The organism is Phaeobacter piscinae (assembly GCF_002407245.1).
Classification (GTDB): Bacteria; Pseudomonadota; Alphaproteobacteria; order Rhodobacterales; family Rhodobacteraceae; genus Phaeobacter; species Phaeobacter piscinae.
Genome location: NZ_CP010681.1, coordinates 1,098,154 through 1,120,943, shown reverse-complemented (window position 1 = coordinate 1,120,943; position 22,790 = coordinate 1,098,154). Strand labels below are relative to the sequence as shown.

General features: G+C 63.3%; 22 protein-coding genes and 1 tRNA gene. 11 read left to right on the top strand and 12 right to left on the bottom strand.

Annotated elements, in window-relative coordinates; all coding sequences use genetic code 11:
- Positions 1-82: 82 nt before the first annotated feature.
- The 8 genes from phaeop14_RS05195 to phaeop14_RS05160 all read left to right on the top strand — a co-directional run bounded on the left by phaeop14_RS05195 (position 83) and on the right by phaeop14_RS05160 (position 8,502).
- On the top strand, positions 83-628 hold the full coding sequence (locus tag phaeop14_RS05195) for a YceD family protein (protein WP_040172981.1): 546 nt from the start codon (positions 83-85) through the stop codon (positions 626-628).
- A gap of 219 nt (positions 629-847) precedes the next feature.
- Positions 848-1,054 carry a 50S ribosomal protein L32 gene (gene rpmF, locus phaeop14_RS05190; RefSeq protein WP_014874239.1) on the top strand — a complete coding sequence of 69 codons (207 nt, stop codon included), beginning with the start codon at positions 848-850 and terminating at the stop codon, positions 1,052-1,054.
- Positions 1,055-1,093: 39 nt separating this feature from the next.
- Positions 1,094-2,218, top strand: coding sequence for a phosphate acyltransferase PlsX (gene plsX / locus phaeop14_RS05185; RefSeq protein ID WP_096788947.1), 1,125 nt, complete (start codon positions 1,094-1,096; stop codon positions 2,216-2,218).
- Between the two features lie 15 nt (positions 2,219-2,233).
- Positions 2,234-3,205, top strand: coding sequence for a beta-ketoacyl-ACP synthase III (locus phaeop14_RS05180; RefSeq protein WP_040172974.1), 972 nt, complete (start codon positions 2,234-2,236; stop codon positions 3,203-3,205).
- A gap of 119 nt (positions 3,206-3,324) precedes the next feature.
- On the top strand, positions 3,325-3,627 hold the full coding sequence (gene ihfA / locus phaeop14_RS05175; protein WP_014874236.1) for an integration host factor subunit alpha: 303 nt from the start codon (positions 3,325-3,327) through the stop codon (positions 3,625-3,627).
- A 29-nt stretch (positions 3,628-3,656) separates the two neighbouring features.
- A complete protein-coding gene (locus phaeop14_RS05170; RefSeq protein ID WP_096788946.1) occupies positions 3,657-7,121 on the top strand; it encodes a MerR family transcriptional regulator in 3,465 nt (1,154 codons plus the stop codon).
- A gap of 75 nt (positions 7,122-7,196) precedes the next feature.
- Positions 7,197-7,273, top strand: a tRNA-Pro gene (locus phaeop14_RS05165).
- Between the two features lie 110 nt (positions 7,274-7,383).
- Positions 7,384-8,502 carry a 2'-deoxycytidine 5'-triphosphate deaminase gene (locus tag phaeop14_RS05160; RefSeq protein WP_096788945.1) on the top strand — a complete coding sequence of 373 codons (1,119 nt, stop codon included), beginning with the start codon at positions 7,384-7,386 and terminating at the stop codon, positions 8,500-8,502.
- 7 nt (positions 8,503-8,509) lie between these two features.
- Here phaeop14_RS05160 and phaeop14_RS05155 read toward each other — a convergent pair whose 3' ends face one another.
- The 8 genes from phaeop14_RS05155 to phaeop14_RS05120 form a co-directional block, all read right to left on the bottom strand.
- On the bottom strand, positions 8,510-8,716 hold the full coding sequence (locus phaeop14_RS05155) for a hypothetical protein (RefSeq protein ID WP_096788944.1): 207 nt from the start codon (positions 8,714-8,716) through the stop codon (positions 8,510-8,512).
- A gap of 105 nt (positions 8,717-8,821) precedes the next feature.
- Positions 8,822-9,484, bottom strand: a complete 663-nt coding sequence (gene scpB, locus phaeop14_RS05150; RefSeq protein WP_024097765.1) for an SMC-Scp complex subunit ScpB — start codon at positions 9,482-9,484, stop codon at positions 8,822-8,824.
- Positions 9,484-10,275, bottom strand: a complete 792-nt coding sequence (locus phaeop14_RS05145) for a segregation and condensation protein A (RefSeq protein WP_040177974.1) — start codon at positions 10,273-10,275, stop codon at positions 9,484-9,486. Before phaeop14_RS05145 ends, scpB begins: the two co-directional genes overlap by 1 nt.
- On the bottom strand, positions 10,268-11,272 hold the full coding sequence (nagZ, locus tag phaeop14_RS05140; RefSeq protein WP_096790231.1) for a beta-N-acetylhexosaminidase: 1,005 nt from the start codon (positions 11,270-11,272) through the stop codon (positions 10,268-10,270). The genes phaeop14_RS05145 and nagZ overlap by 8 nt, the downstream gene beginning before the upstream one ends.
- Before the next feature lie 163 nt (positions 11,273-11,435).
- Positions 11,436-12,818, bottom strand: coding sequence for an SPOR domain-containing protein (locus tag phaeop14_RS05135; protein ID WP_096788943.1), 1,383 nt, complete (start codon positions 12,816-12,818; stop codon positions 11,436-11,438).
- 92 nt (positions 12,819-12,910) lie between these two features.
- Positions 12,911-14,656: an arginine--tRNA ligase gene (argS, locus tag phaeop14_RS05130; RefSeq protein WP_096788942.1), complete on the bottom strand. Its 1,746-nt coding sequence runs from the start codon at positions 14,654-14,656 to the stop codon at positions 12,911-12,913.
- Positions 14,657-14,861: 205 nt separating this feature from the next.
- Positions 14,862-15,191: a YciI family protein gene (locus phaeop14_RS05125; protein WP_040172957.1), complete on the bottom strand. Its 330-nt coding sequence runs from the start codon at positions 15,189-15,191 to the stop codon at positions 14,862-14,864.
- A 112-nt stretch (positions 15,192-15,303) separates the two neighbouring features.
- Positions 15,304-16,464, bottom strand: coding sequence for a deoxyguanosinetriphosphate triphosphohydrolase (locus phaeop14_RS05120; RefSeq protein WP_244905822.1), 1,161 nt, complete (start codon positions 16,462-16,464; stop codon positions 15,304-15,306).
- A 123-nt stretch (positions 16,465-16,587) separates the two neighbouring features.
- Between phaeop14_RS05120 and phaeop14_RS05115 the strand changes: the two genes are divergently transcribed.
- Positions 16,588-16,911, top strand: a complete 324-nt coding sequence (locus phaeop14_RS05115) for a HesB/IscA family protein (protein WP_014874225.1) — start codon at positions 16,588-16,590, stop codon at positions 16,909-16,911.
- Between the two features lie 54 nt (positions 16,912-16,965).
- Here the strand turns inward: phaeop14_RS05115 and phaeop14_RS05110 are convergent, their stop codons facing one another.
- Both phaeop14_RS05110 and phaeop14_RS05105 read right to left on the bottom strand, forming a co-directional pair.
- On the bottom strand, positions 16,966-18,222 hold the full coding sequence (locus phaeop14_RS05110) for a DUF6902 family protein (protein WP_096788940.1): 1,257 nt from the start codon (positions 18,220-18,222) through the stop codon (positions 16,966-16,968).
- A 70-nt stretch (positions 18,223-18,292) separates the two neighbouring features.
- The gene (locus tag phaeop14_RS05105; RefSeq protein WP_040173300.1) at positions 18,293-18,529 is read right to left on the bottom strand and encodes a M14 family metallopeptidase; all 237 of its coding nucleotides are present in this window, start codon (positions 18,527-18,529) and stop codon (positions 18,293-18,295) included.
- A gap of 387 nt (positions 18,530-18,916) precedes the next feature.
- Between phaeop14_RS05105 and xth the strand changes: the two genes are divergently transcribed.
- On the top strand, positions 18,917-19,723 hold the full coding sequence (xth, locus tag phaeop14_RS05100) for an exodeoxyribonuclease III (RefSeq protein WP_040177970.1): 807 nt from the start codon (positions 18,917-18,919) through the stop codon (positions 19,721-19,723).
- 252 nt (positions 19,724-19,975) lie between these two features.
- Here the strand turns inward: xth and phaeop14_RS05095 are convergent, their stop codons facing one another.
- Both phaeop14_RS05095 and dksA read right to left on the bottom strand, forming a co-directional pair.
- A complete protein-coding gene (locus phaeop14_RS05095) occupies positions 19,976-21,202 on the bottom strand; it encodes an FAD-dependent monooxygenase (protein WP_096788939.1) in 1,227 nt (408 codons plus the stop codon).
- Between the two features lie 119 nt (positions 21,203-21,321).
- Positions 21,322-21,744 (bottom strand): RNA polymerase-binding protein DksA, encoded by a 423-nt coding sequence (dksA, locus tag phaeop14_RS05090; protein WP_040173297.1) that lies wholly within the window; start codon positions 21,742-21,744, stop codon positions 21,322-21,324.
- 193 nt (positions 21,745-21,937) lie between these two features.
- Here dksA and phaeop14_RS05085 point away from each other — a divergent pair, with 193 nt between their 5' ends.
- Positions 21,938-22,777: an AAA family ATPase gene (locus tag phaeop14_RS05085; RefSeq protein ID WP_096788938.1), complete on the top strand. Its 840-nt coding sequence runs from the start codon at positions 21,938-21,940 to the stop codon at positions 22,775-22,777.
- The last annotated feature ends 13 nt before the right edge of the window (positions 22,778-22,790 follow it).

Sequence of the window (22,790 nt, the reverse complement as noted above, 5' to 3'; positions counted from 1 at the left end):
TCTCTTGCCCCCCGGCTTGAATACGCCTTTGAACCGGATTACCTAAACCGAGCCTCCGGTTCAAGAAACGAAAGTCCCCCAAATGTCTGAGAGCACCGCTTTTCGGGTCGCTGACCTCCCGCAAAACCGCGCAACCACCTTTGAACTGCGCCCTGATACCGCCACGATGAAGGCGCTCGCCCAGGAGCTTGGCGTTGATGATCTGCGCAAGCTGCGCTTTGCCGGAGAGATCCGCGCCCTGGGCAAACGCGACTGGGAACTGGTGGCGGATCTGGGGGCGACCGTGGTGCAGCCCTGCGTGGTGACGCTGGATCCGGTGACCAGCCGCATCGACCAGAAGGTGCGCCGCAGCTTCATCGCGGGGATGGTGCATCCCGACAGCGAGGAAGAGGTGGAGATGCCGGAAGATGACACCAGCGAACCGCTTGGCAGCCATATCTCCCCGCAGGAGGTGATGGTGGAGGCGCTGGCGCTGGCACTGCCGCAATACCCCCGCAAAGACGGCGCCGAACTGGGAGAATCGGTGCATGCCGAACCCGGTGTGGCCCCGATGCGCGATGAGGACACCAAGCCCTTTGCCGGGCTGGCGGCTCTGCGCGATCAGCTTGACGGCGGCGGCGAAGACTGAAAAGAGAGCAGCCAGACGATTCCGATTGGTGTTCCTGCGCTGACCGGCCAAAAAACCACTTGCGCCAGCGTCAATTCGCAGTATTTTCGCGCGCTCATCGGAATTTTGGTTGGACATCGGCAAGGCTGCGGCCTAAACGCACGGCAGACCGATCGAAACATTGAATGTGAAACGCGCCGCGGGGACAGCCCCAAGGCCCCAAGTGACAAAGGTTGAGACATGGCTGTCCAACAGAACAAAGTATCCAAGTCGCGTCGCAACAACCGCCGCGCGCACGATGCACTGGTTGCTGCAAACCCGAACGAATGCGGCAACTGCGGCGAGCTGAAGCGCCCGCACCACGTTTGCCCCTCCTGCGGCCACTACGACGAGAAAGAAATCGTCGCAGCCGCTGACGAGATCGACATGGACGAAGACGCGGCCTAAGCCGCGTCTGACCCAGACTTATGTCAGGCAGGCCTTTTCATGGCGGGTAAACCCGATCAGATGCAGAAGAATGCCGGCCGCATAGTCATTTCGGTTGACGCCATGGGCGGAGATGCCGGCCCCGCAGTTGTGGTGGCCGGCATTGCTATGTCCGCCGACAAGAACCCCGATCTGGGGTTCATCCTGCATGGTCCCGAAGATCAGCTGAAACCACTCGTCGCCAAGAAACGCATCCTCAATGGACGCGTGGAATTCCGCGATGCCCGCGACGTGGTCACCATGGAGGACAAACCCTCTCAGGTGATGCGCAACGGCAAGGGCACGTCGATGTGGTCGGCGCTCGACTCAGTCAAACAGGGCGAAGCCGCCGGTGCCGTCTCCTGCGGCAACACCGGCGCGCTGATGGCGCTGTCGATGCTGCGCCTGCGCAAACTGCCCGGCGTGAACCGTCCGGCGATTGCGATTCTCTGGCCGTCACGCAATCCGCAAGGCTTCAACGTGATGCTGGATGTCGGCGCCGATGTGCGTGCCGATGCGCAGGATCTGCTGCAATACGCCCTGATGGGCACCTCTTATGTGCGCAATTCGATGGATATCCCCCGCCCCCGCGTGGGTCTGTTGAATGTCGGCACCGAAGAACACAAAGGCCACGCCGATCTGAAAGAGGCCTACGGGCTGATCTCCGATCATTCGGACAACGGCAGTTTTGATTTCGTTGGCTTCGTCGAGGGCAGCGATATCCCCGGTGATGTGGCCGATGTGATTGTCACCGACGGGTTTACCGGCAATGTGGCGATCAAGACCGGCGAAGGCACCGCCAGCCTGATGCGTGTCGCGCTGCGCGAGGCGTTTGAATATTCCTTCCTGTCGAAGATTGCCGCGCTGCTGGCGATGACCTCGCTGAAGCGGCTCTCCAAACGGCTGGATCCGCGTCGGGTCAATGGCGGCGTGTTCCTTGGCCTCAATGGCACCGTGGTGAAATCCCACGGCGGCGCCGATGCCACCGGTGTCTCGGCGGCGGTCAAGCTGGCGTTCCGTCTCGCCCAGCAGGGGTTTGCAGAAAAACTGGCGGCACGGGTTGCATCCTCTGTGGCGCTTACCCAAGATAAACCAGCGCAAATGGACGAGACCCCAACCGACCAGGCGCCCACCAAAAAAGACTAAAAGGCAGGCCATAGAATGACGCGACGCGCAGTAATTGTCGGGACCGGGCATTATCTCCCTGAACGCGTGGTCGAAAACGCGGAATTCGAAGCCACGCTAGACACCACCGACGAATGGATTCGCAGCCGCTCCGGGATTGAGCGCCGCCATTTCGCTGCCGAGGGGGAAACCACCTCGATGATGGCCACCAAGGCCGCGCAAAATGCGCTCACCGATGCGGGGCTGACGGCCGAAGATATCGACGCCATCGTCGTGGCCACCTCTACCGCCGATCTGACCTTCCCCTCTGCTGCCACCATGGTGCAGGCGCAGCTGGGTATGACGCGCGGCTTTGCCTTTGACGTGCAGGCGGTCTGTGCCGGGTTCGTTTACGCGCTGAGCAACGCCAATGCGCTGGTTGCCTCCGGTCAGGCCGAAAAGGTGCTGGTGATCGGGGCGGAGACCTTTAGCAGGATCATGGACTGGACCGACCGCTCCACCTGCGTTCTGTTTGGTGATGGCGCCGGCGCGCTGGTGCTGGAGGCGCAGGACGGCGCCGGCAGCAGCGATGATCGCGGCATTCTGGCAACCGATCTCAATTCCGACGGGCGCTACAAAGATCTGCTTTATGTGGATGGCGGTGTATCGACCCAGAACACCGGTCATCTGCGCATGCAGGGCAATCAGGTGTTCCGCCACGCAGTTGAGAAACTGGCCTCCACCGCCCATACCGCGCTGGAGCGTGCCGGCCTTGGCGCGGATGACGTGGATTGGATCGTGCCGCATCAGGCCAACATCCGCATCATTCAGGGCACCGCCAAGAAGATGGGCCTGCCGATGGAGAAGGTTGTCGTGACCGTACAGGACCACGGCAATACCTCCGCCGCGTCGATCCCGCTGGCGCTTTCCGTGGGCAAGGCACGGGGTCAGATCAAACAGGGCGATCTGGTGGTCACCGAGGCGATTGGCGGCGGTTTGGCCTGGGGATCGGTGGTGCTGCGCTGGTAAGCGGCAAGGCAACGCTCAGAAGGCGTGCGATTTTACCAGTCCAACTCCCCGATGCAATTCATTGATATTGACAGGGAAATTCCCCCCGCCCTATGCTTCGACAAACAGCGGGGATAGTCATGGGCGAAAAAACACTAACACGAATGGATTTGAGTGAAGCGGTCTTCCGCGAAGTCGGCCTGTCGCGCAACGAAAGCGCGCAGCTGGTGGAAAGCCTGCTTCAGCATATGTCTGACGCCCTGGTCCGTGGGGAACAGGTCAAAATTTCTTCCTTCGGGACCTTCAGCGTGCGCGATAAATCCGCCCGCGTGGGGCGCAACCCGAAGACTGGCGAAGAGGTGCCCATTCAGCCTCGCCGGGTTTTGACCTTTCGACCATCGCATTTGATGAAGGACCGGGTGGCAGACGGGAACCGTAAATAACGGTCAGTAACCACGGGACACACCACGCGATGTCAAAATCACCAGACGCCTTCCGCACCATCAGCGAAGTAGCGGAGTGGCTGGGGATCCAGGCGCATGTCTTGCGTTTCTGGGAAAGCAAATTCACCCAGATCAAACCGGTCAAACGCGCAGGCGGGCGTCGGTACTATCGGCCTGCCGATGTTGAATTGCTGGGCAGCATCAAGATTTTGCTGCACGACAAGGGGCTGTCCATCAAGGATGTGCAGGCGCTGTTGCGCGAACATGGTCCCGCCCATGTGGCCGCCATGGGTGCCGGAGATATCCCCACCGCTGAGGCCGAGGCAACTGAACCTGCCCCCTCAACGAGTGAGACGGTGATTGAGGGAGAGGTAAGCCCGCCCGAGGAGATCGCCGTCGCCGAGGTTCAGGCTGAGGTTCAGGCTGAGGTCTCTGTCGAGGCGGATGGTCCAGCAGATGCAGCCCCGCAAGAGGCCCCCACAGCCACCGAACCGCCGCTGGCCGCACCGGCAGAGGCGGCGCAGGTGACAGAGACGCCAGCACAATCCGTGCAACCCGCGCAGGCTCAGCCGATACAGACCCAACCGGGACAGGTCCAACCCGGACAGGCGCAACGGGCGCAAGTCCAACCGGGTCAGGCGCAACCGGGACTGGCTCAACCGGGACTGGCGGATCCGCCCCCCGCCGCACCATCTGTCAGCGCCGACCCCGCTGCGGCCTCTCCCGCGACGGGCGCCCCGATTACTGCGGCTCCTGCGGCCCCGAGTGCAGCCGTCCCTGCTGCCGACGCAGATGCCCCCAGCACCTCGGGCCCCGCGGCCGCTGCCCCCACATCTGCCCCAGCTGCGTCTGCACCGCTGGCCCCGGCGGACCCGACACCTGTGGCGCCGCCGCAGGGTGAGACGCCTGTTGCAGCGCAGACAGAAACCGCGCCCGTAGCCCCGGCAACGCCTGCCGCTGAGGACGGGACCTCTGCCGCCGTGGAACCCGCGTTCAGCGCCGCGCCGGGGTCTCCCTCCATGCCCGCTCCCTCTATGCCGGCCGCTGATGAACTGGCTCCCGCCGCCGATCCGATTGACACTGCGGTGGCTCAGACCGGGTCGCTCCACCCGCCAGCCGCGCCCACCAGTGAAACGGCGATCCCTGCCGCGCCAGCGCCTACGGGCGAGATGCCAGGCGGGGTGGTCGGGGAAACACCGGTTGGGATGACAGGTGGCACACCCGGCGATGCGGCGAGCACGCATGCCGCGCCAACAGCGGCACCAATGGCAACACCTGCCGCCTCCCCACCGGACCCATCGCCCCCGCCTTCCGCTGCGATGGGTGCGTCGATGGCCGATACGGCTGCGCCCGCGCCAGAGGCCACGTCGGAAAGCCCCGCAATGGCAGCCCAACCGGGTCTGCCGCTGGATGTCGCGGATCAGACGCGTGATGCTGCGATCATCGCTGGCGAGGGTGATGCCACCGCCCCGGCTGAAATCGATCAAGACGTTGATACAACAACAGATCTTGATGCGCCCACGCCGGAACAGGGCCAGTTGTGGAATGCAACACCTGAGGTATCGGAGGTCGGAGGTGCGGACCCAGTTGCGCCCCTGCCGACTGAGACAGAGATGGCGGCGGAGGACGTTGATGCTCCCCTCGACGCGGCGGAGCTGATGGCCCCGGCTGCCGAGACCGTCACCTCGGTCGCCCCCTTGGAAGGTGACACTGTCGAAGGTGGCGCCGTGGAGGTTGAAGCTGATCCGGCGCCCACCGATGAGCCGAGCCTTGGTCCGGTGGCCGCGGGAACAGACGTGGAGACTGTGGCCGCAGTCGATGAAACCGACGCCGAGAGCGCCTCTCCCTGGAGCGATGACGATGGTTCAGACCGGCCTGTTGAGGATGAGCCGGTGCGTGCTGCGGAGGCTGTTGCACCGCAAGCGCCCGATCTGATCGCAGACCCTGAAACAGATTCCGCAGCTGCTGCGCCCTTGCATGATGCGCCCTTGCATGATGCGCCCCTGCATGATGCGACAGAGACGGTCGAGGCGACAGCACCGGAGACTGCGGAACCGGAAATTACCGATCTTGAAACTGCCGACCCAGAGACGCCGGCTCCTGATGCCGTGGCTGGAGGTGACGTGCCGGACCCGGTGGTTTTTGATCAGGGCGACAGCCCAGCCCCGGTGGTCGAGGCGTTGGACAGTGACCCTGCCCTTGCCGATGTGGTGGCGCCGGAACAGGTTGCGGCGATTGAGGCAGAGCCCCTTGCCGAACCGCCCTTAGATCTGGGAGATGACCTTGCGGAGGCCGAACCGCTGGTCTCAGGCATGGAGGTGCCACCCGCAGAAGAACAGTTGGTGGCTGCCACGGATGCGGTGGATGCTGTGGATACAAATGCCGACCATCAGGCGGATGACGACGAAGCCCCCTCCCCCGAAGACAATCCCTTGGCCTTTGCCGATGAGGCGGAGACGCCGGAGCCACTTGCCGATGCGCCGGATCTGGCTGAACCGGCAGAGCTGCCGGAGATGGCTGACGACAGCGCAGTGACAGCCGACGCGGTGGATCTGGACACCCTGGACCTGGATGCGCCGACGCTGGACGACAGCGTGGTCAGCGACCCGGTCCTGAGCGCGCCTGCGGTCTCCGATGATCTTCTGGAGGCGCCACTGACGGAGGACGCCGCGCTGCAGGAGCCGGAGCAGGTGGTGGCAGATCTTGCAGATGCAGAAGATGCGCCCCTGCCGGAGCATACTGCCGCACCATCCGCGGAAGAGACGCCGGATGTCATGGCTGAAACGCTGGAACTGCCCGCTCCGGCGGAGCTGGGAGACCCGGTGGAACTGGCGGAGCCTGCGGAGATTGGAGCGCCTGCGGAACTGACCGAGACGGCCCCGGACCTCGCGCCACAGGCGGACATCCCGGAGGTCGCGGCGGAGATCACTGCTGAGGAGACGACAACCGCGCTGCAGAGCGATCTGCCAGAGGTTACGGCGCCGGATCCAGAGCTGTGCGCACTTGGCGTGCAGGATGCGGAACCCCTTGAGGTCACACAGGCAGCTGACATGCCCGAACCAGAACAGGATGTTTCTGAACCGGATGGTCCCGCATTGGCGGAAGCCGACCTGGGTGACACGGATGTGGCCGAAATTGACCTGACGGAGCCTGCTCCGGTCGTGGCCGATCCCCTTGATCAGGAGAGTGTCGACGCGGACGACGGCGAGGACGAGGGCGAGCCAGATCTGGGCGCCCCGGACCTCATCAATCCGGAACTGGTGGGGGCGGATCCGGCGGAGGCTAAGGCCCCGGTCGGTGAAGAGGTCGCTGAGGAATTCGCTGAAGAGCCAAAACCGCTGGTGATTGACATTCCAGATGAGGCGGAGCCGCATGCGCCACAGGCGTCGGGCGTGCTGGCGCGACTGGCTGGGCTAGACCATCTGCCTGCCGATCACATCGCGGAGGTGCGGGCCTGCGCCGAGAGATTGCGCGCGCATCAGGGGGCGGCCTAGAAACTTTCCAGCGGGGCGAAAGAAACTGATCTTTTCGCTTGCCCCTGCCGGAAAAACGGGTAGAAACCAGCGCAACGGGCTATAGCGCAGCCTGGTAGCGCGTCCGTCTGGGGGACGGAAGGTCGCAGGTTCGAGTCCTGCTAGCCCGACCAAAATACCCCGCCTCGCAAGGGGCTAAAAAACGCCCGCCCCTTTCTGGGGTGGGTGTTTTTGTATCTGCCTTTCGTGCAAGGTGTTGATAATAAAGCGTTGGGAGAATGGGATGACATCTGAGGGACAGACGCGCAGCAGCCTGACACAGGGTGTGCTGTCGGACCGGCAAATCCGGCAGATGATCACCGAGGGCGCGATTGCCGCCTCCTCTCCGATCCTCAACGATCAGATCCAGCCTGCGAGCCTTGATCTGCGGCTGAGCGACTGCGCCTACCGGGTGCGTGCCTCGTTCCTGCCCGGTCTGGGGCGCACGGTTGCGGAGCGGCTGGAGGATCTGACCATGCACCGGGTGGCGCTGACCGGCGGTGCGGTGCTGGAGAAAGGCTGCGTCTATGTGGTGCCTTTGATGGAGCGCATTCGCCTGCCGGAGGGGATGACGGCGGCGGCCAGTGCCAAGTCTTCCATCGGGCGGCTGGATGTGATGACGCGGGTGATCACCGATCAGGGCGTGGAGTTCGACCGGGTACCCGATGGCTATGACGGACCGCTTTATGCGGAAATCTGCCCGCAGAGCTTTTCTGTTGTGGTGCAGCCGGGGCAATTGCTGACGCAGATCATCTTTCGTCAGGGGCGCACATTCCTCAGTGATGCCGACCTGCGCGCGGTTCATGAGGCGACGCCGATTGTATCGGGTGATCCGGTGATTTCAGACGGTCTCGGCTTCTCCGTCGATTTGCGCCCCGAAAGCGGTGATCTGGTGGGCTACCGTGCCAAACATCACACAGGCGTGGTCGATCTGTCGAAACTGGGTCACTACGATCCGGCAGAGTATTGGGAGGAGGTCCGCACCACCAAGGGGCAGATCATTCTGGATCCCGGTGCGTTTTACATTCTGGTGAGCCGCGAGGCGATCGCCATTCCGCCGGAGTATGCTGCCGAGATGGCGCCCTATCTGGCGATGGTAGGCGAATTCCGGGTGCATTACGCCGGGTTCTTCGACCCCGGATTTGGCTATGCCGCTGCTGGAGGTGCTGGGTCGCGCGGTGTTCTGGAGGTGCGCTGCCATGATGCGCCGTTTGTGCTGGAGCATGGGCAGGTTGTCGGGCGGCTGGTCTATGAGCGGATGTCCGAAGTGCCCGAGCAGCTCTACGGTGTTGATATTGCGTCGAACTATCAGGGTCAGGGGCTGAAGCTGTCAAAGCATTTCAGTTCGCCAGAGAACGTCTGATTTCCCCCTAGAACCGGGGCGGTCGGGTATTGCGACGCATCAGACGCGCCTTCTTGGCTGTTGCCTCATCCTGTTGGACCGGGCGATTGCCCTTATCAGCGCCCTGCCCTTTGCCACGTTTTGAGACAGCCTTGATCCCGGCATTAACGCCTGCATTGACCGCGCGGCCCACAAGGCGGCGCAGGATCATATTAATCACGCGTTCAATGTTCATCTGCCTGTCTCCTTCGCACCAATCGGGATCGCCGGGCCACCAGCCCGGCCGTGTTAGTGTGGCCCCTTCATGCGGCGGATTTAGGGCGTCAGTCCCCAGTGGCAATCAATCGCCAAAGAGTTCCGGCTGTTCCTCCACCTCGTCGCTGTCGCCGCGTCCGCCCAGGGGCAGGCTGCCCGGTGGCGGGCGGTTTTCCAACAGGCCTGCGGCGCGCAGCTCCTTGAGGCCGGGCAGATCGCGCGCGCTTTCGAGCCCGAAGTGATCAAGGAATACCGGCGTCACCACAAAGGTCACCGGACGGCCCGGCGTCATCTTGCGGCGACCAAGGCGGATCCAATCCATTTCCAACAGCTGATCAATGGTGCCGCGCGACACAGAGACGCCGCGCACCTCCTCGATTTCGGCGCGGGTGACCGGCTGGTGATAGGCAATGATGGCAAGGGTTTCGATGGCGGCGCGCGAGAGTTTGCGGGTTTCCACCGTTTCCTTCTGCATCAGAAAGCCGAGATCGGAGGCGGTGCGCAGCGCCCAGGCATCGCCAACGCGCACGATATTGACGCCGCGCCCCTCGTAGCGTTTGCGCAGGTGCTCCATCGCGGTGCCGGGTTCGCAGCCGTGCGGCATCCGCGCCTCAAGATCGCGCACGGTGACCGGTTCGGCGCTGGCAAACAGCACCGCCTCAACCATGCGCTCCTGTTCGGCCATCGGCGGCGCCTCAAACAGGGTTTGGGTTTCCTCCGCAACGGTGTTCTGGCTGTGATCGTCCATCAGGTATCCTTGTCACGAATGCGCAGCTGAATGGGCGCATAGGTCTCGCTCTGGCGCAGCTCCAGATGGCCCTCTTTCACCAGTTGCAGCGAAGCCGCAAAGGTGGAGGCGGTGGCGGAGCGGCGTTTCATCGGGTCGGCGTGCCAGCCTTCGGGCAGATAGGTGATCATATCGGTCCAGCTGCCGGTGTAGCCAATCAGGTGGCGCATCCGTTCCAGCGCCGCCTCCATGGTAAAGATCGCCTCGCGGTCTAGCACGAAGGGGCGGAAATCATCCCGCGTACGGATACGGGCATAGGCCTGCATCAGATCCAGGAGGTTCGCCGAGTAGCTGACGGTGCGGATGCGGGTGACATCCTCGCTCTGACCACGGGCAAAGAAGTTGCGCCCCAGCTGATCGCGCGCCATCAACCGCGCGGCGCTGTCGCGCATTGCCTGCAAACGCTCCAGCTGAAAGGCCAGATGCGCGGCCAGTTCCTCACCGGAGGGGCCTTCCTCGGTCGGGTCAGGTGGCAGCAGCAGGCGGGATTTCAGATAGGCGAGCCAGGCCGCCATCACCAGATAATCCGCAGCCAGCTCGATGCGCAGCTCATGCGCCTTTTCCACAAAGCTGAGATACTGGCGGGCCAGTTCCAGCACCGAAATGCGGCGCAGATCGACCTTTTGCGTGCGCGAAAGCGACAGAAGCACGTCAAGCGGCCCCTCGTAGCCGTCAACGTCCACGATCAATGCTTCGGCCGCAAGCCGGTCCTCGACGCTGAGCGCGTCGTCGTCAAACAGAGTGTCAGCCATATACCTGTCCGCCCATAAGGGCTGATAGTTCGGCCTCGGCCGTGGGTATGTCAAGCGCGGTGGGCGCGCGGCGGGCGGCTTCGGCGCGCGCAGCACGTGCCTGTGCGGCGTCGGTCATCTCGCCTGCGGCATCGGCCACGGCGGCGCGCTCATCCAGCGGGGCGTTGCAGAACAGGACCACATCGCAGCCGGCTGCGATGGTGTCGCGGGCGATATCTGCGGCGGTGCCGTTCAGCGCCTTCATCGAGATATCGTCGCTCATGATCAGCCCGTCAAAGCCAATGTCCGAACGGATCATCTGCATCACGCGGGGGGACAATGTGGCGGGTTGGCTGTCGAGGGCCTCATAGACCAGATGCGCCGTCATCCCCATCGGAAGATCGTTCAGCGCGGCAAATGCGGCGAAGTCCTCCCGCGCCAGATCGGTGAGAGAGGCGGTGATCCGGGGCAGATCATGGTGGCTGTCCATGCTGGCGCGGCCATGGCCGGGGATGTGTTTCACCACCGGCACCACACCGCCGTCCAGCAGGCCGTCAGCGGTGGCGCGGGCACGGTTAACCACGGTGGCGAGGTCGCTGCCATAGCAGCGGTTTTTGAGGAACGGATGCGTCTGCGGGCCAGCGACATCCGCCAGCGGCGCGCAGTTGCTGTCGATGCCCAGATTGCGCAATTCCTCCGCGATCAGCCGCGCGCGCAGATACATGGCTCGGTTCGCGCCCTCGCCTGCCGCCAGCGCGTGATCCAATGCGGGCTGCCATTGCCGCGCCAGTGGCGGGCGCAGGCGCTGCACCCGGCCACCCTCTTGGTCGATGGTGATTAGGCAGTCACGGCCCACCGCCTCGCGCAGGTCACTACAAAGCGCGCGGGTCTGTTCAGCAGTGTCGATATTGCGGGCAAACAGGATGAAGCCAAACGGGTTGACCCGCTGAAACAGCGCCTTTTCCGCCGCGCTGAGACGCAGGCCTTCGGCATCTAATATGGTGGCTCCGTAACGCATTGCGATCCTCTTTGTGCTGGGGCGCTGATACACCAGTGTCGCGGGCGGCGCCATGGTCGGATGGGGCAAACTGGCAGCAGTTTGCCGGATGGTAAACGACAAACGCCCGGCTGGGCCGGGCGCTGAGGTGTCGGGCGTGACCCCAAGTCCTGGCGGGGATGCCCTAGCGGGTGGTCACGGGGATACAATCCGCGTTGCCTGCCACCAGAGCGGAGCAGAACCGACGCGCATCCGACAGATCGGCAAAACCCATCGCGCGCAGTCGATAGAAGGTGCGACCGCCACTTTCGGCCTTCTGGATCACGCGTTTCTTGCCTTCCAGATAGTCCGCAAAACGACCGTGGATGCGGTCCCATTCGGCGCGGGCCACCTCTGCGCTTTCGTAGGCGCCAAGCTGGGCCAGCCGGGTGCCTGCGGGCAGGCTGTCGGGTGAGACGTCTTGGGTGGTGCGTGCCGCCGGGGTGGCCGCAACCGCACGGGTGGGAGAGAACCGCGCCGGGCGCGCTGCGGGCCGCAGTGAGACGCGCACACCGGGGGCGTTGCGCAGGGCCGCGTTCGGTGCCGGGGCGACGGCGGCAATGCTCACGGGTTGCAGGGGCTCGGGCTGCACAATTGCCGGGGCGGTGTTGGGCGCGGCAGCGGCAGCGGAAAGCTGCTCAGCCCCGTTGAGCGCATCCTGTCCCAGTGGGGTGACACCGTCGGTCAGCTCTGCCACCAGCGCGTCGATGTCGCCGCCCTGATATGCGGCCACCGCCTCAGTCGAAAGATCGGAGGTGTCAGCCACAGGCGCGCGATCCCGTCCGGCGCCAGAGATGTTGGTTGTCAGGGCCGCCTGCATGGGCTGATCATCATCGGTCAGCGCCACATCTTCGGGGGCCAGCGTCAGACGGTCGGCGGGGCTTTCGACATTGCCGTTGGCGGCAACCGCGTTGACCGCAAGGCCCTGATGATCGGCGGGCAGGCCGCCGGGGTTGTCTGGCTGCACCCGCAACGGGCCTTCGACAGCGCGCACCACGGGCACGCCGCTTACGTCGCGTGAGATCAGCTGATAGCCCCAGAGACCGATGCCTGCGACCAGCGCCAGCGAGGCCACGGCGCCAAGGGCGCTAAACGCCTTCGCCAGTCCGGCGCGGCCTGTGCCGACGGGGTCGGGGGTAAATCCATAGTCATCATAGCGGTGCCCCTGATCGGTGCCCGGACCGCTATAGGCGTCCTCTGCCGGGTCGCCATAGGCGGGGGCTGCCTGCTGATAAGGGCTATAGCCCTGCGCGGGCGCCTGCGGCTGATGTTGTGCAAAATACCCACCCGCTTGCGGCTGCTGGCCATACCCTGCGGCGGCCTGCGGGCGCGGAGCGGGTGTCTGCGGATCATGGCCGAAGGGGTGTTCCGGCTGCGGATAGGGCGATTGGGCAACGGGATCGCGCAGATGCGCATCGGCGAAAGACGGCTCCTGCCGGATCCCTTGCGTTTCTGTGGCGGGGTCCGAAGAACGGTCCCCTCCATTGGAATACGACTGGCCGTGACCTGCCTGCGTAAAATACGCCATTTCCGCCTCACTGCCCGCATACGGTGCGCGATGCACCGCCCCGGGTTTCTACTTGATGATCTGCCTCGATCCGGCGGCCTGGGCGATTTTAGCTATCGCATCTCCTGCGCCGGTGTGACCCCAAGAATACCAAGACCGGCGGAAATGACAATGGAAACGGCCTTGGCCAGCGCCATTTTCGCATGTGTTGCAGATGGGTTGCTCTCGTTAACAAAACGTAAACCTTCGTTGGTTTTGCCGAGGTGGTAGAGCCCGTGCAGCTCAGACGCGAGATCGTAGAGGTAGAAGGCCACGCGGTGCGGCTCATTGGTGCGGGCGGCGATTTCCACCAGACGCGGCCATTCCGCCAACTTCTTGGCGACAGCCAACTGGGCGTCATCCTGCAACAGCGACAGATCCGCAGCGGCCAGCGTGGCGTCGTCGGTGGCGATCCCCGCCTCCGCCGCCTTGCGCAGGGTCGAGCAGATCCGCGCATTGGCGTATTGCACATAAAAGACCGGGTTGTCCTTGGACTGTTCCAGCGCCTTATCAAGATCGAAGTCAAAGCCCTGATCGTTCTTGCGGGTGAGCAGCATGAAGCGGGTCACATCGGGCCCCACCGCATCCACCACGTCGCGCAGGGTGACAAAGGTCCCTGCCCGTTTGGACATCTTGAATTCCTGACCGTCCTTGAACAGCTTCACCAGCTGGCAGAGCTTGATATCCAAGGGCACCTTGCCATCAGACAGGGCTGAGACGGCTGCTTTCATCCGCTTCACATAGCCGCCGTGGTCGGCGCCGAAGATGTCGATCAGCATATCAAAGCCGCGTTCGACCTTGTCATAGTGATAGGCGATATCCGGCGCGAAATAGGTCCAGGCGCCATCGGATTTCTTGACCGGGCGGTCGACGTCATCACCATGTTCGGTGGATTTGAACAGGGTCTGTTCGCGTGGTTCCCAATCGTCGGGCTTTTTGCCCTTCGGCGGCTCCAGCACGCCCTCATAGATCAGGCCCTTGTCATCCAGGCTTTTCAGCGCGGATTCGATCAGGCCAGTGCCGTAGAGGGATTTCTCGGAGAAGAACTTGTCCATCTGGATGCCAAGCGAGGCCAGATCGGCGCGGATCAGATCCATCATCGCATCGGTGGCGAAATTGCGGATCTCCTCCAGCCAGACATCTTCGGGCTGGTCCACATAGGCATCGCCAACCTTCTCCTTCAGCGCCTGACCAACCGGGACGAGATAGTCGCCGGGGTATGTGCCATCGACAAAGGCGACCTCTTGGCCGTGCGCCTCAAGGTAGCGCAGGTAAACAGAGCGCGCCAGCACATCGACCTGACCGCCGCCATCGTTGATGTAGTATTCGCGGGTGACGTCATAGCCGACAAAATCCAGCAGGCTGGCCAGCGCATCGCCAAACACCGCACCACGGGTGTGGCCGACGTGCAGGGGGCCGGTGGGGTTGGCGGAGACATATTCCACATTGACCCGCTTGCCCGCGCCGAGGTCGGAGCGACCGAATTTGATATCCTCCGCCAGGACGGCCGCCAGCACCGATTGCCAGCTGCTGCGATCCAGACGCAGGTTGAGGAAACCGGGGCCTGCCACCTCGGCTGAGGTGACGCGCGCGTCCGCGGCCAGTTTCCCTGCCAGCGCATCGGCGATATCGCGCGGCTTCATCTTGGCGGGTTTGGCCAGCACCATCGCCGCATTGGTTGCCATATCCCCATGCGCCGCATCGCGCGGCGGCTCTACCGCGACATTGGCAAAATCGAGCCCTTCGGGCAGGGTGCCCTCAGCCACCATTACATTGAGGCAGTCAAGCACGAGCGAGCGGATATCGGTAAAGAGGTTCATGTCTGGCGTCCCATCTGTTCACCGTTGCGGATACCGAGGGCCAGCGGCAGGGTCAACAGGATTGCAGGACGCCAATTCCTCTGCGCGGGCCAGCGGGCGGAAAATTTGAGTTTTCACGTCCATTTCCTCGGTCAGAAAATTGGGTGCGACCGGTGGAGGTGCGCCCGCTGTCGCCTAGCTCGGTACGACCCCGCAAGCCTGGAGATCAGGCCACCGGCGCGTCGCGCACCGGCAGGCGGCCCCAACGGGTGATCTGATAGCGGCGCAGCGACGCGACATAATAGGGATCGCGCAGGATCAAACGTTCCACATCACCGCGCGTTTTGGCCTCGACGTTCCAGATGGCGCCGGGGAAATCCTGCTCGGGCCGCATCGCCAGCGCACCGCCGATCTGCAATTCGGGATGGGCGCGCACAAAGGCGATATGTGCATCCCGGCGCAGCCGATCCGCGCGGATCCGCGCCATCTCCGGCGCGTCCTGAAAAGTGACGGTCCAATGTGTCAGGCCACTGGTTGTGGTGCCCGTAGGGATCATGGCGCCCTCTTGCGGTTTGCGGCTGTGTCCTGCCTATCAAACCGCATCGCGCCCGCCCGACGATAGAGCCAGTTGGCATCAGCGATACCGCCAGTCGCTGCGCAGCCCGCGCCTATTCCCCCGCGCGCAGGTCGACCTCCGCAGCGGCGGCCGCCTCGGCCGGGAACAGGCGGCGGTGTTCCTGCAGTGCAAAGCGGTCTGTCATCCCTGCGATGTAATCCGACACAATGCGGGCCAGCGCGGTTTCACCTGCGGCGGCGGCGATATCTCCCTGCCAGCGGGCGGGCATCTCCTCGGGGTGGTTGAGGAAATAGGGAAACAGCGCCTCGACCACCTTGGAGACCTCGGCGCGTTTGCGCATCACACTGGGGGCCCGATACATGCGGGTAAAGAGGAAGGCGCGGATGTCCTTCAGATCGGCCCAAAGCGCATCGGAGAACACCACCACAGGTGCACCGAGGGAGCGCACATCCTCGACGCTGCGCGCGCCACTGGCGGCAAGGCGACGTCGGGCGCCGTCGATCACATCGCTGACCATCACGCCAAAGACCCGGCGCAGCGCCTCATGTCGGCGACGGCGCGCATCCAGACCGGGATAGCGGCTGTCCACCGCATGATACGCGGCCCCGATCACCGGCAGGTCCATGATATCGGCATCGGTGAACAATCCCGCGCGCAGCCCGTCGTGCAGATCGTGGTTGTTATAGGCGATGTCATCAGCCAATGCCGCCACCTGCGCCTCCGCACTCGCATGGGTGTGCAGCTCCAGATCCACCGCCGCATTGCACTCGGCCAGCGCCCAAGGCAGATCACCCACCACCGGGCCATTGTGTTTGGCGATCGCCTCCAGCGTCTCCCAGGTGAGGTTCAGCCCGTCGAAGTCGGCGTAATGCCGTTCCAGCGAGGTGACGATGCGGATGGCCTGCGCATTGTGATCAAAGCCGCCGTAGGGCGCCATCAGCGCATGCAGCGCATCCTCACCCGTGTGACCAAAGGGCGTGTGCCCCAGATCATGGGCCAGCGCCACCGCCTCGGTCAGTTCCTGATTGAGGCCAAGCGCGCCCGCGATGGTGCGGGCCACCTGCCCCACCTCAATCGAATGGGTGAGCCGGGTGCGATAGTTGTCACCCTCATGTTCGACAAAAACTTGTGTTTTATGTTTCAGCCTGCGAAAGGCGCTGGCGTGGATGATCCGGTCGCGGTCCCGCTGATAGGGCGAGCGGAAGCTGCTTTCTTCCTCGGGGACCTGACGACCACGGCTGCGGTCCGGCATGGTCGCGTAAGGCGCGTAGGTCACTAATCTTTTCCCCGGTCAATCTTGTCCCTGTCGCGTCACCTTTCTATATTATTGTCTCCGCTGCAACACGGCAGTGATCACCTCATTGGGAGACCAGAGATGCAATTGCCCCCGAAAGTGACTGAACGTGCCTTTGCCCGGCTGGCCGAAATTGGCGCCGCCGATCAGGGTCAGGCGCTGCGTGTGGCAGTGGAAGGCGGCGGCTGTTCCGGCTTTCAATATGAAATTGCCCTGGACGCCCCGCAGGCGGATGATCTGATCCTTGAGGGTCAGGGGCAGAAAGTTGTGGTCGATGAGGTCTCGCTGCCATTTCTGGAAAACGCGGTGATTGACTTCACCGAAGAGCTGATCGGCGCACGGTTTGTGATCAACAACCCCAACGCCACCTCCAGCTGCGGCTGCGGCACCTCGTTTTCGATGTAGTCCTCCCTTGGCCGCATGAAGGCGCGGGTGGCTGCATCTTGTACGGTATCTGCGCTATGCGGGTGAGCGTGGCAGCAGGCTGAGGCCATCACTACCAATCAGGCGCAGCTTTGAGCCGCAATCGCCTGACCGGCTGAAAATCTTCCAGAAGCCCTCAAACATCGGGCTGCTGTGCTGCAGGTCACACAGCTGTTGACCCGCCTGCGGCCCGTATTGGGCCGTCATCTCATTCACCGCGCTGCGCCAGAGCTGCGGCGCGGTCGTCTGCGAGTGTCCCCCGACATCCAGCAGCCAAGCCGACAGCGGGCGCAGCAGGCTGGTGGTTTCAGGCATCGCGATATGGAGTGCGCCGGCGCGCAAGCCGCCGATATCCACCCCCAGCGGCTGTTGCGCCGGGCCGCAGATCTGCTGCCACCATAGTGTGACGAAGTAGGCGTGATAGCCGTCCATATGCCCGTCAAACCCGTCTGGTGTCAGGATAAATCGTTCAAATGCGCGCGTCAGGGCCTGCTCCCACCGGGATGGCGGCGTGACACCACAATAGCGCAGCGCGATGCAGATCTCCGACAGAAGATCCAGATCCTGATCAAGGCAGGCCAGCAGCCCGGCGTAAGTCAGGCTGCGCTGAACCGCGCCGTCCAGCCCCGGATCGCGGCGACCATAGTCGGAAAGGTAGAACACGATATGGGTCAGCTCATAAGCAGCCTTGCGATTGGGGATGGCGAAGGTCTGGCTGCGGCGGGCGAAGCGCCGCAACCTGTCATCAAGCCCCGGATCCACCGGCAGTGAAATGCCGCGTCGCGCCAATAGCTGCCGCGCCTCGGCCCGTTGCAGGTCTGACATCTCCGCCTCGACCAGCCCCTGATGGGCCACCCAATGCGCGAGTTCCGCCGCGCGGGTGTTGGGCCCAAAGTGACCGGTCCCGATCAGATCCTCGTAATCGAGACAGATCGACAGGATAAACCGATAGTACTGCGGGAAAAACTCCAACTGCCGTGCGGCGCGATCGTAAAACGGGCGCAGGGGGGACAGGGCTGCCTCATCCCCGAAATCGCCTGCGCCCGCGCCTCCCCCAACCCGCTGCTGCATCACCCGAAGAAGGCTCAGCAGCTCCGCGTTCTCCTTCAGCCAGTAGACATCCTGCGGCGACCGTCGGTGGCGGGCAAAGCTCTCGACCCACGGGGCAACTGCACCAGCCACTGAAAGCCCCGGCCCAGTCGGGGGCTGATGGCTGGGCAGCGTGCCGATGTCGGCGCGACGGGTTTTGCGGCGCCCCGCTATGGGGCGTGTGAAAGGCAGGATGACAGTCATGGATCTTGCACCAATGCGGAGTTTGCGCCCCGGTGGCAGGGCGCGATCTGGAAGGTTGGCTCGTCGAAAATCAGCTGCCGGAGGAGAACAGCCCGGTTGCGGCACCGCTGGTGGTGGCGCGATCAGCGCGGGGCGCTGAGCCTGAGGAAAACAGCGCGGTTCCGGCGCCTTCAACCATGTCACCGTGGCTGTCGCGGCAGAGTGATCCGGAGGAAAACAGCTCAGCCCCCTGGCCGCTGTGAAGGTCGATATGCGCTATGGTCGCCTGCGGTGCGGCGGTCTGGCGGCGCTGTGTGGATGTGGTCATGGATCGTCTCCCGTTTCAGGTGAAAAACACCTGTCGACGATTGACACGGAATGCCTGCCCGGCAACACCAAAACACGCCCCCTGGTTGTTTTTAACGTAACGCAACAGATGAGCTTTGCGCGACAGCCTTCTGATCAGGATACAAATAAGCCGCTTCTGCACAGGTTAACCACAGAGCTGTCCACAACCCCAGCCATACAAAGCCGGGCCGGATCGCCCGCCCGCGACCTTGCAGCGCTGCAAACCCAGTGTCGCCGGCTTTTCGATATGCCGCATTTTCTATGGCCATGATTCGGCATGGGCGTCCCGCCGCGCCCTTGCCCCCTCGCCCGGATTGGGCGATAGATCAGGCGCCCCACCCCGGGCCACAGAGGCAGGAGACCGGATATGAAAATCGCCACCTTCAACATCAATGGTATCAAGGCCCGTATCAACGCGCTGCCGGACTGGCTGGATGAGGCGCAGCCCGATGTGGTGGTTCTGCAGGAGATCAAATCTGTCGATGAGGCCTTCCCGCGCGAGCTGTTCGAGGACCGGGGTTACAATGTCGAAACCCACGGTCAGAAGAGCTTTAACGGGGTGGCGATCCTGTCGAAACTGCCGCTGGAGGATGTGCGGCGCGGGCTGCCCGGTGATGACAGCGACGAACAAGCCCGATGGATCGAGGCGACAGTGGTGGGCAAACAGGCGATCCGCATCTGCGGGCTGTACCTGCCCAATGGCAACCCGGTAGAGCTGGACGCAGAGGGCCAGCCGGTCGAGGGCGGCAAATACGCCTATAAACTGGCCTGGATGGAGCGGCTGCGGCAGCGGGCAAAGGATCTGCTGGCCGAGGAAATGCCTGCCCTGATGGCCGGGGATTACAACATCATCCCGCAGGCTGAAGATGCCAAGACCCCGGAGGCCTGGAAAGACGACGCGCTGCACCGCCCCGAAAGCCGGGCCGCGTTCCAGCGGATCATGGCGCTTGGCTTTACCGAAGCATTCCGCGCGCGCCATCAGGGGCCGGGGCATTATTCGTTCTGGGACTATCAGGCCGGGGCCTGGAACCGCAACAATGGCATCCGCATCGACCATTTCCTGTTGAGCCCGCAGGCCGCCGACCTGCTGCGTGACTGCCAGATCGACAAGGATGTGCGCGGCCGTGACAAGCCATCAGATCATGTGCCGGTATGGGTCGATCTGGATCTGTGAGGCGCTGAGGGCCTGTCCGCACCGACGGCGCGCTGCGCGGGTGGGTCTTGTCCAGCCAGCTATGCTGTCGCGCGTGCACATCCTCTATATTATTGAAAACGTTCAATAACGTCGAAGAAATTTGCCCACGCGGCCTGCTGCTCATTGGACATGCCGGTCTGGTCGCCGCTGAGAAATCGCTCAGGCGTTACCCCATCAATAATCAACGGCAGGGCCGCGACGTACAGCTGCTAGGCGTGCTGTTCCGTCACCTTAGGCCAATGTCGTGATGGGACCACCTGCGCCGGGGTCGTTGCCTGTTGGGGCGGGGGTGCCGCCGGTGACGTCGTGGCCGTAGATCCAGTCGAATTGCTGCACCATGCGCTGGGGCGCGAGCCGCCCGCCGAGGCGCAGGATCTGATGCGCGGGCCATGCGAACGGCTGGCGCAGGTGGTATTTCCAGGCATTGCCGGTGGCGGCAGCCACCACTTTGGCGGCGCGGTTGCGGCGGCGGCTCTGATAGGTGGCGAGCCCTTCTTCGTCACTGGTGGCGGTGCGCAGGGCATCGACCAGAACCCAGGCATCCTCCAGCGCGAGATTGGCCCCCTGCGCCATGAACGGCAGGGTTGGATGTGCGGCATCGCCCATGATCGCGAGGCTGCCCTGATGCCAGACCTCGGCAACCGGATGGCGAAACAGCCCCCAGAGGGCCACCTGATCGACCTGCGCCAGCAGATCGGCGGCGGCGCCACCAAATCCGGTGAAGGCGCTGCGCAGCGCCTCCGGGTCGTCACGGTGATGCCAGCCTTCCTCCGCCCAGGTCTTGCGTTCCTGCACCGCGACGATGTTCATCAGGCTGCTGTCGCGCAGCGGATAGGTCACCAGATGGCGACCCGGCCCCATGAAAACCTGTGCCTCCGCCGGGTGATTGTGCAGATTGGCGACAGTCGCGCGCCAGGCCACCTGCCCGGTGAAGCGGGGCGTCGCGACGCCATTCAACGCGGCCCGCGCCTTGGAATGCAGCCCGTCGGCGCCAATCACCAGATCCCCGCCACACTGTGCGCCATTGGCCAGATGCACCACCGGGCGGGCACCGCTGGTGATGCGGTCGACCTTTTGCAGCAGGCGCACCTTGACCCCGGCCTTGCGCGCGGCATCGGCCAAGAGGTTGATCAGATCGGCGCGGTGGGCGAAGTAGAAATTCTGTCCCGACGCATATTGGTCGAGATCAAGCCGCAGAACCTCGCGGCCCTGCCGGTGGCTGCGCAGGACCACGGCGCGGGCGCGCGGCGCGCTCCAAGCGAGATCATCCGCCAGCCCCAGCGCCCGCAGAACCGCAACGCCGTTGGGGCTGATTTGCAGGCCGGCGCCAACCTCGGTGATGGCGTCTGCCTGTTCGAGAACCGTGACCTTTGCGCCCTGTCGGCTGAAGGCAAGCGCTGCCGCCAGTCCGCCAATGCCCGCACCGATTATGGTGATTTTTCGGTCTGTCAGTCTCATCTTGTCCCGCTATCTGCACACAGGCCGGTCCGTTCCGGCCGCGCGATACCCCCAGATAAACGAAAATCGCCGGAGCAACAGGCCCCGGCGTTATGATTTTTTTTACAAATGCAAGAAAATCAGTCGTCGCGGTGGACTTTTTCCCGGCGCTCGTGGCGTTCCTGTGCCTCAAGACTCATCGTGGCGATGGGCCGGGCGTCCAGACGCTTGAGCGAAATGGGCTCACCGGTGACTTCGCAGTAGCCGTATTCCCCTTCGTCGATGCGGCGGATGGCCGAGTCGATCTTGGCAACCAGCTTGCGCTGGCGGTCCCGGGTGCGCAGCTCCAGCGCGCGATCGGTTTCTTCACTGGCGCGGTCGGCAACATCGGGAATATTGCGGGTGTTGTCCTGCAACCCCTCAATCGTGTCGCGGCTTTCGGCCAGGAGTTCCTGTTTCCATTCATGCAGCTTGCGACGGAAATATTCCTGCTGCCGGTCATTCATGAAGGGTTCATCATCAGCCGGACGATAATCATCCGGCAGAAACACCTCTTGCTTCATTTCACTACCTTTGGTTTGCCCCATACTGCCGGTCTTCCTCGGTATTGTTTACAAACTCAGCGGCTCCCCCCGCATGCCGCAGCGTTTATCCCCTGCGTCAGCGATTGTCACTACACAATAGTACGCACAAAGGGTTAAAACCTGCATAAGAGCGCCCCCAGGGGTTGCACAGAGGCAACGAGGCAGGAAAGAGATGCAGTTTCAGGGCACTAAGGATTACGTCGCGACAGAGGATCTGAAAATTGCGGTCAACGCCGCGGTTACGCTGGAGCGGCCGCTGCTGGTGAAGGGGGAGCCGGGCACCGGCAAGACCGAGCTGGCACGGCAGGTGGCCGATGCGCTGGGGCTGCGGATGATTGAGTGGAATGTGAAATCCACCACCCGCGCCCAGCAGGGGCTTTATGAATATGATGCGGTCAGCCGGTTGCGCGACAGCCAGCTGGGCGATGAGCGGGTGCATGACGTCAAAAACTACATCAAGCGCGGCAAGCTCTGGGAGGCCTTCGAGGCGGACGAGAAGGTGGTGCTGCTGATTGATGAGATCGACAAGGCCGATATCGAGTTCCCCAATGACCTGTTGCAGGAACTCGATAAGATGGAGTTCCATGTTTACGAGACCGGCGAGACGATCCGGGCGCGTCAGCGTCCGATCATGATCATCACCTCCAACAATGAAAAGGAACTGCCGGACGCGTTTCTGCGTCGCTGCTTCTTTCACTACATCCAGTTCCCCGATGCCGAGACCATGCGCAAGATTGTCGAGGTCCATCACCCCGGCATCAAGGACAGTCTGCTGACCACGGCGTTGACGCAGTTCTACGAGATCCGTGACACGGCTGGGCTGAAGAAGAAGCCGTCGACGTCAGAGGTTCTGGACTGGCTGAAGCTGCTCTTGGCCGAGGATCTGACAGCGGAAGATCTGAAACGCCACGGCGCGGATGCGCTGCCGAAACTGCACGGTGCATTGTTGAAGAACGAACAGGACGTGCATCTGTTCGAGCGGCTCGCCTTCATGGCGCGGGGCCGTCGCTGAGGAGACGGGCGCA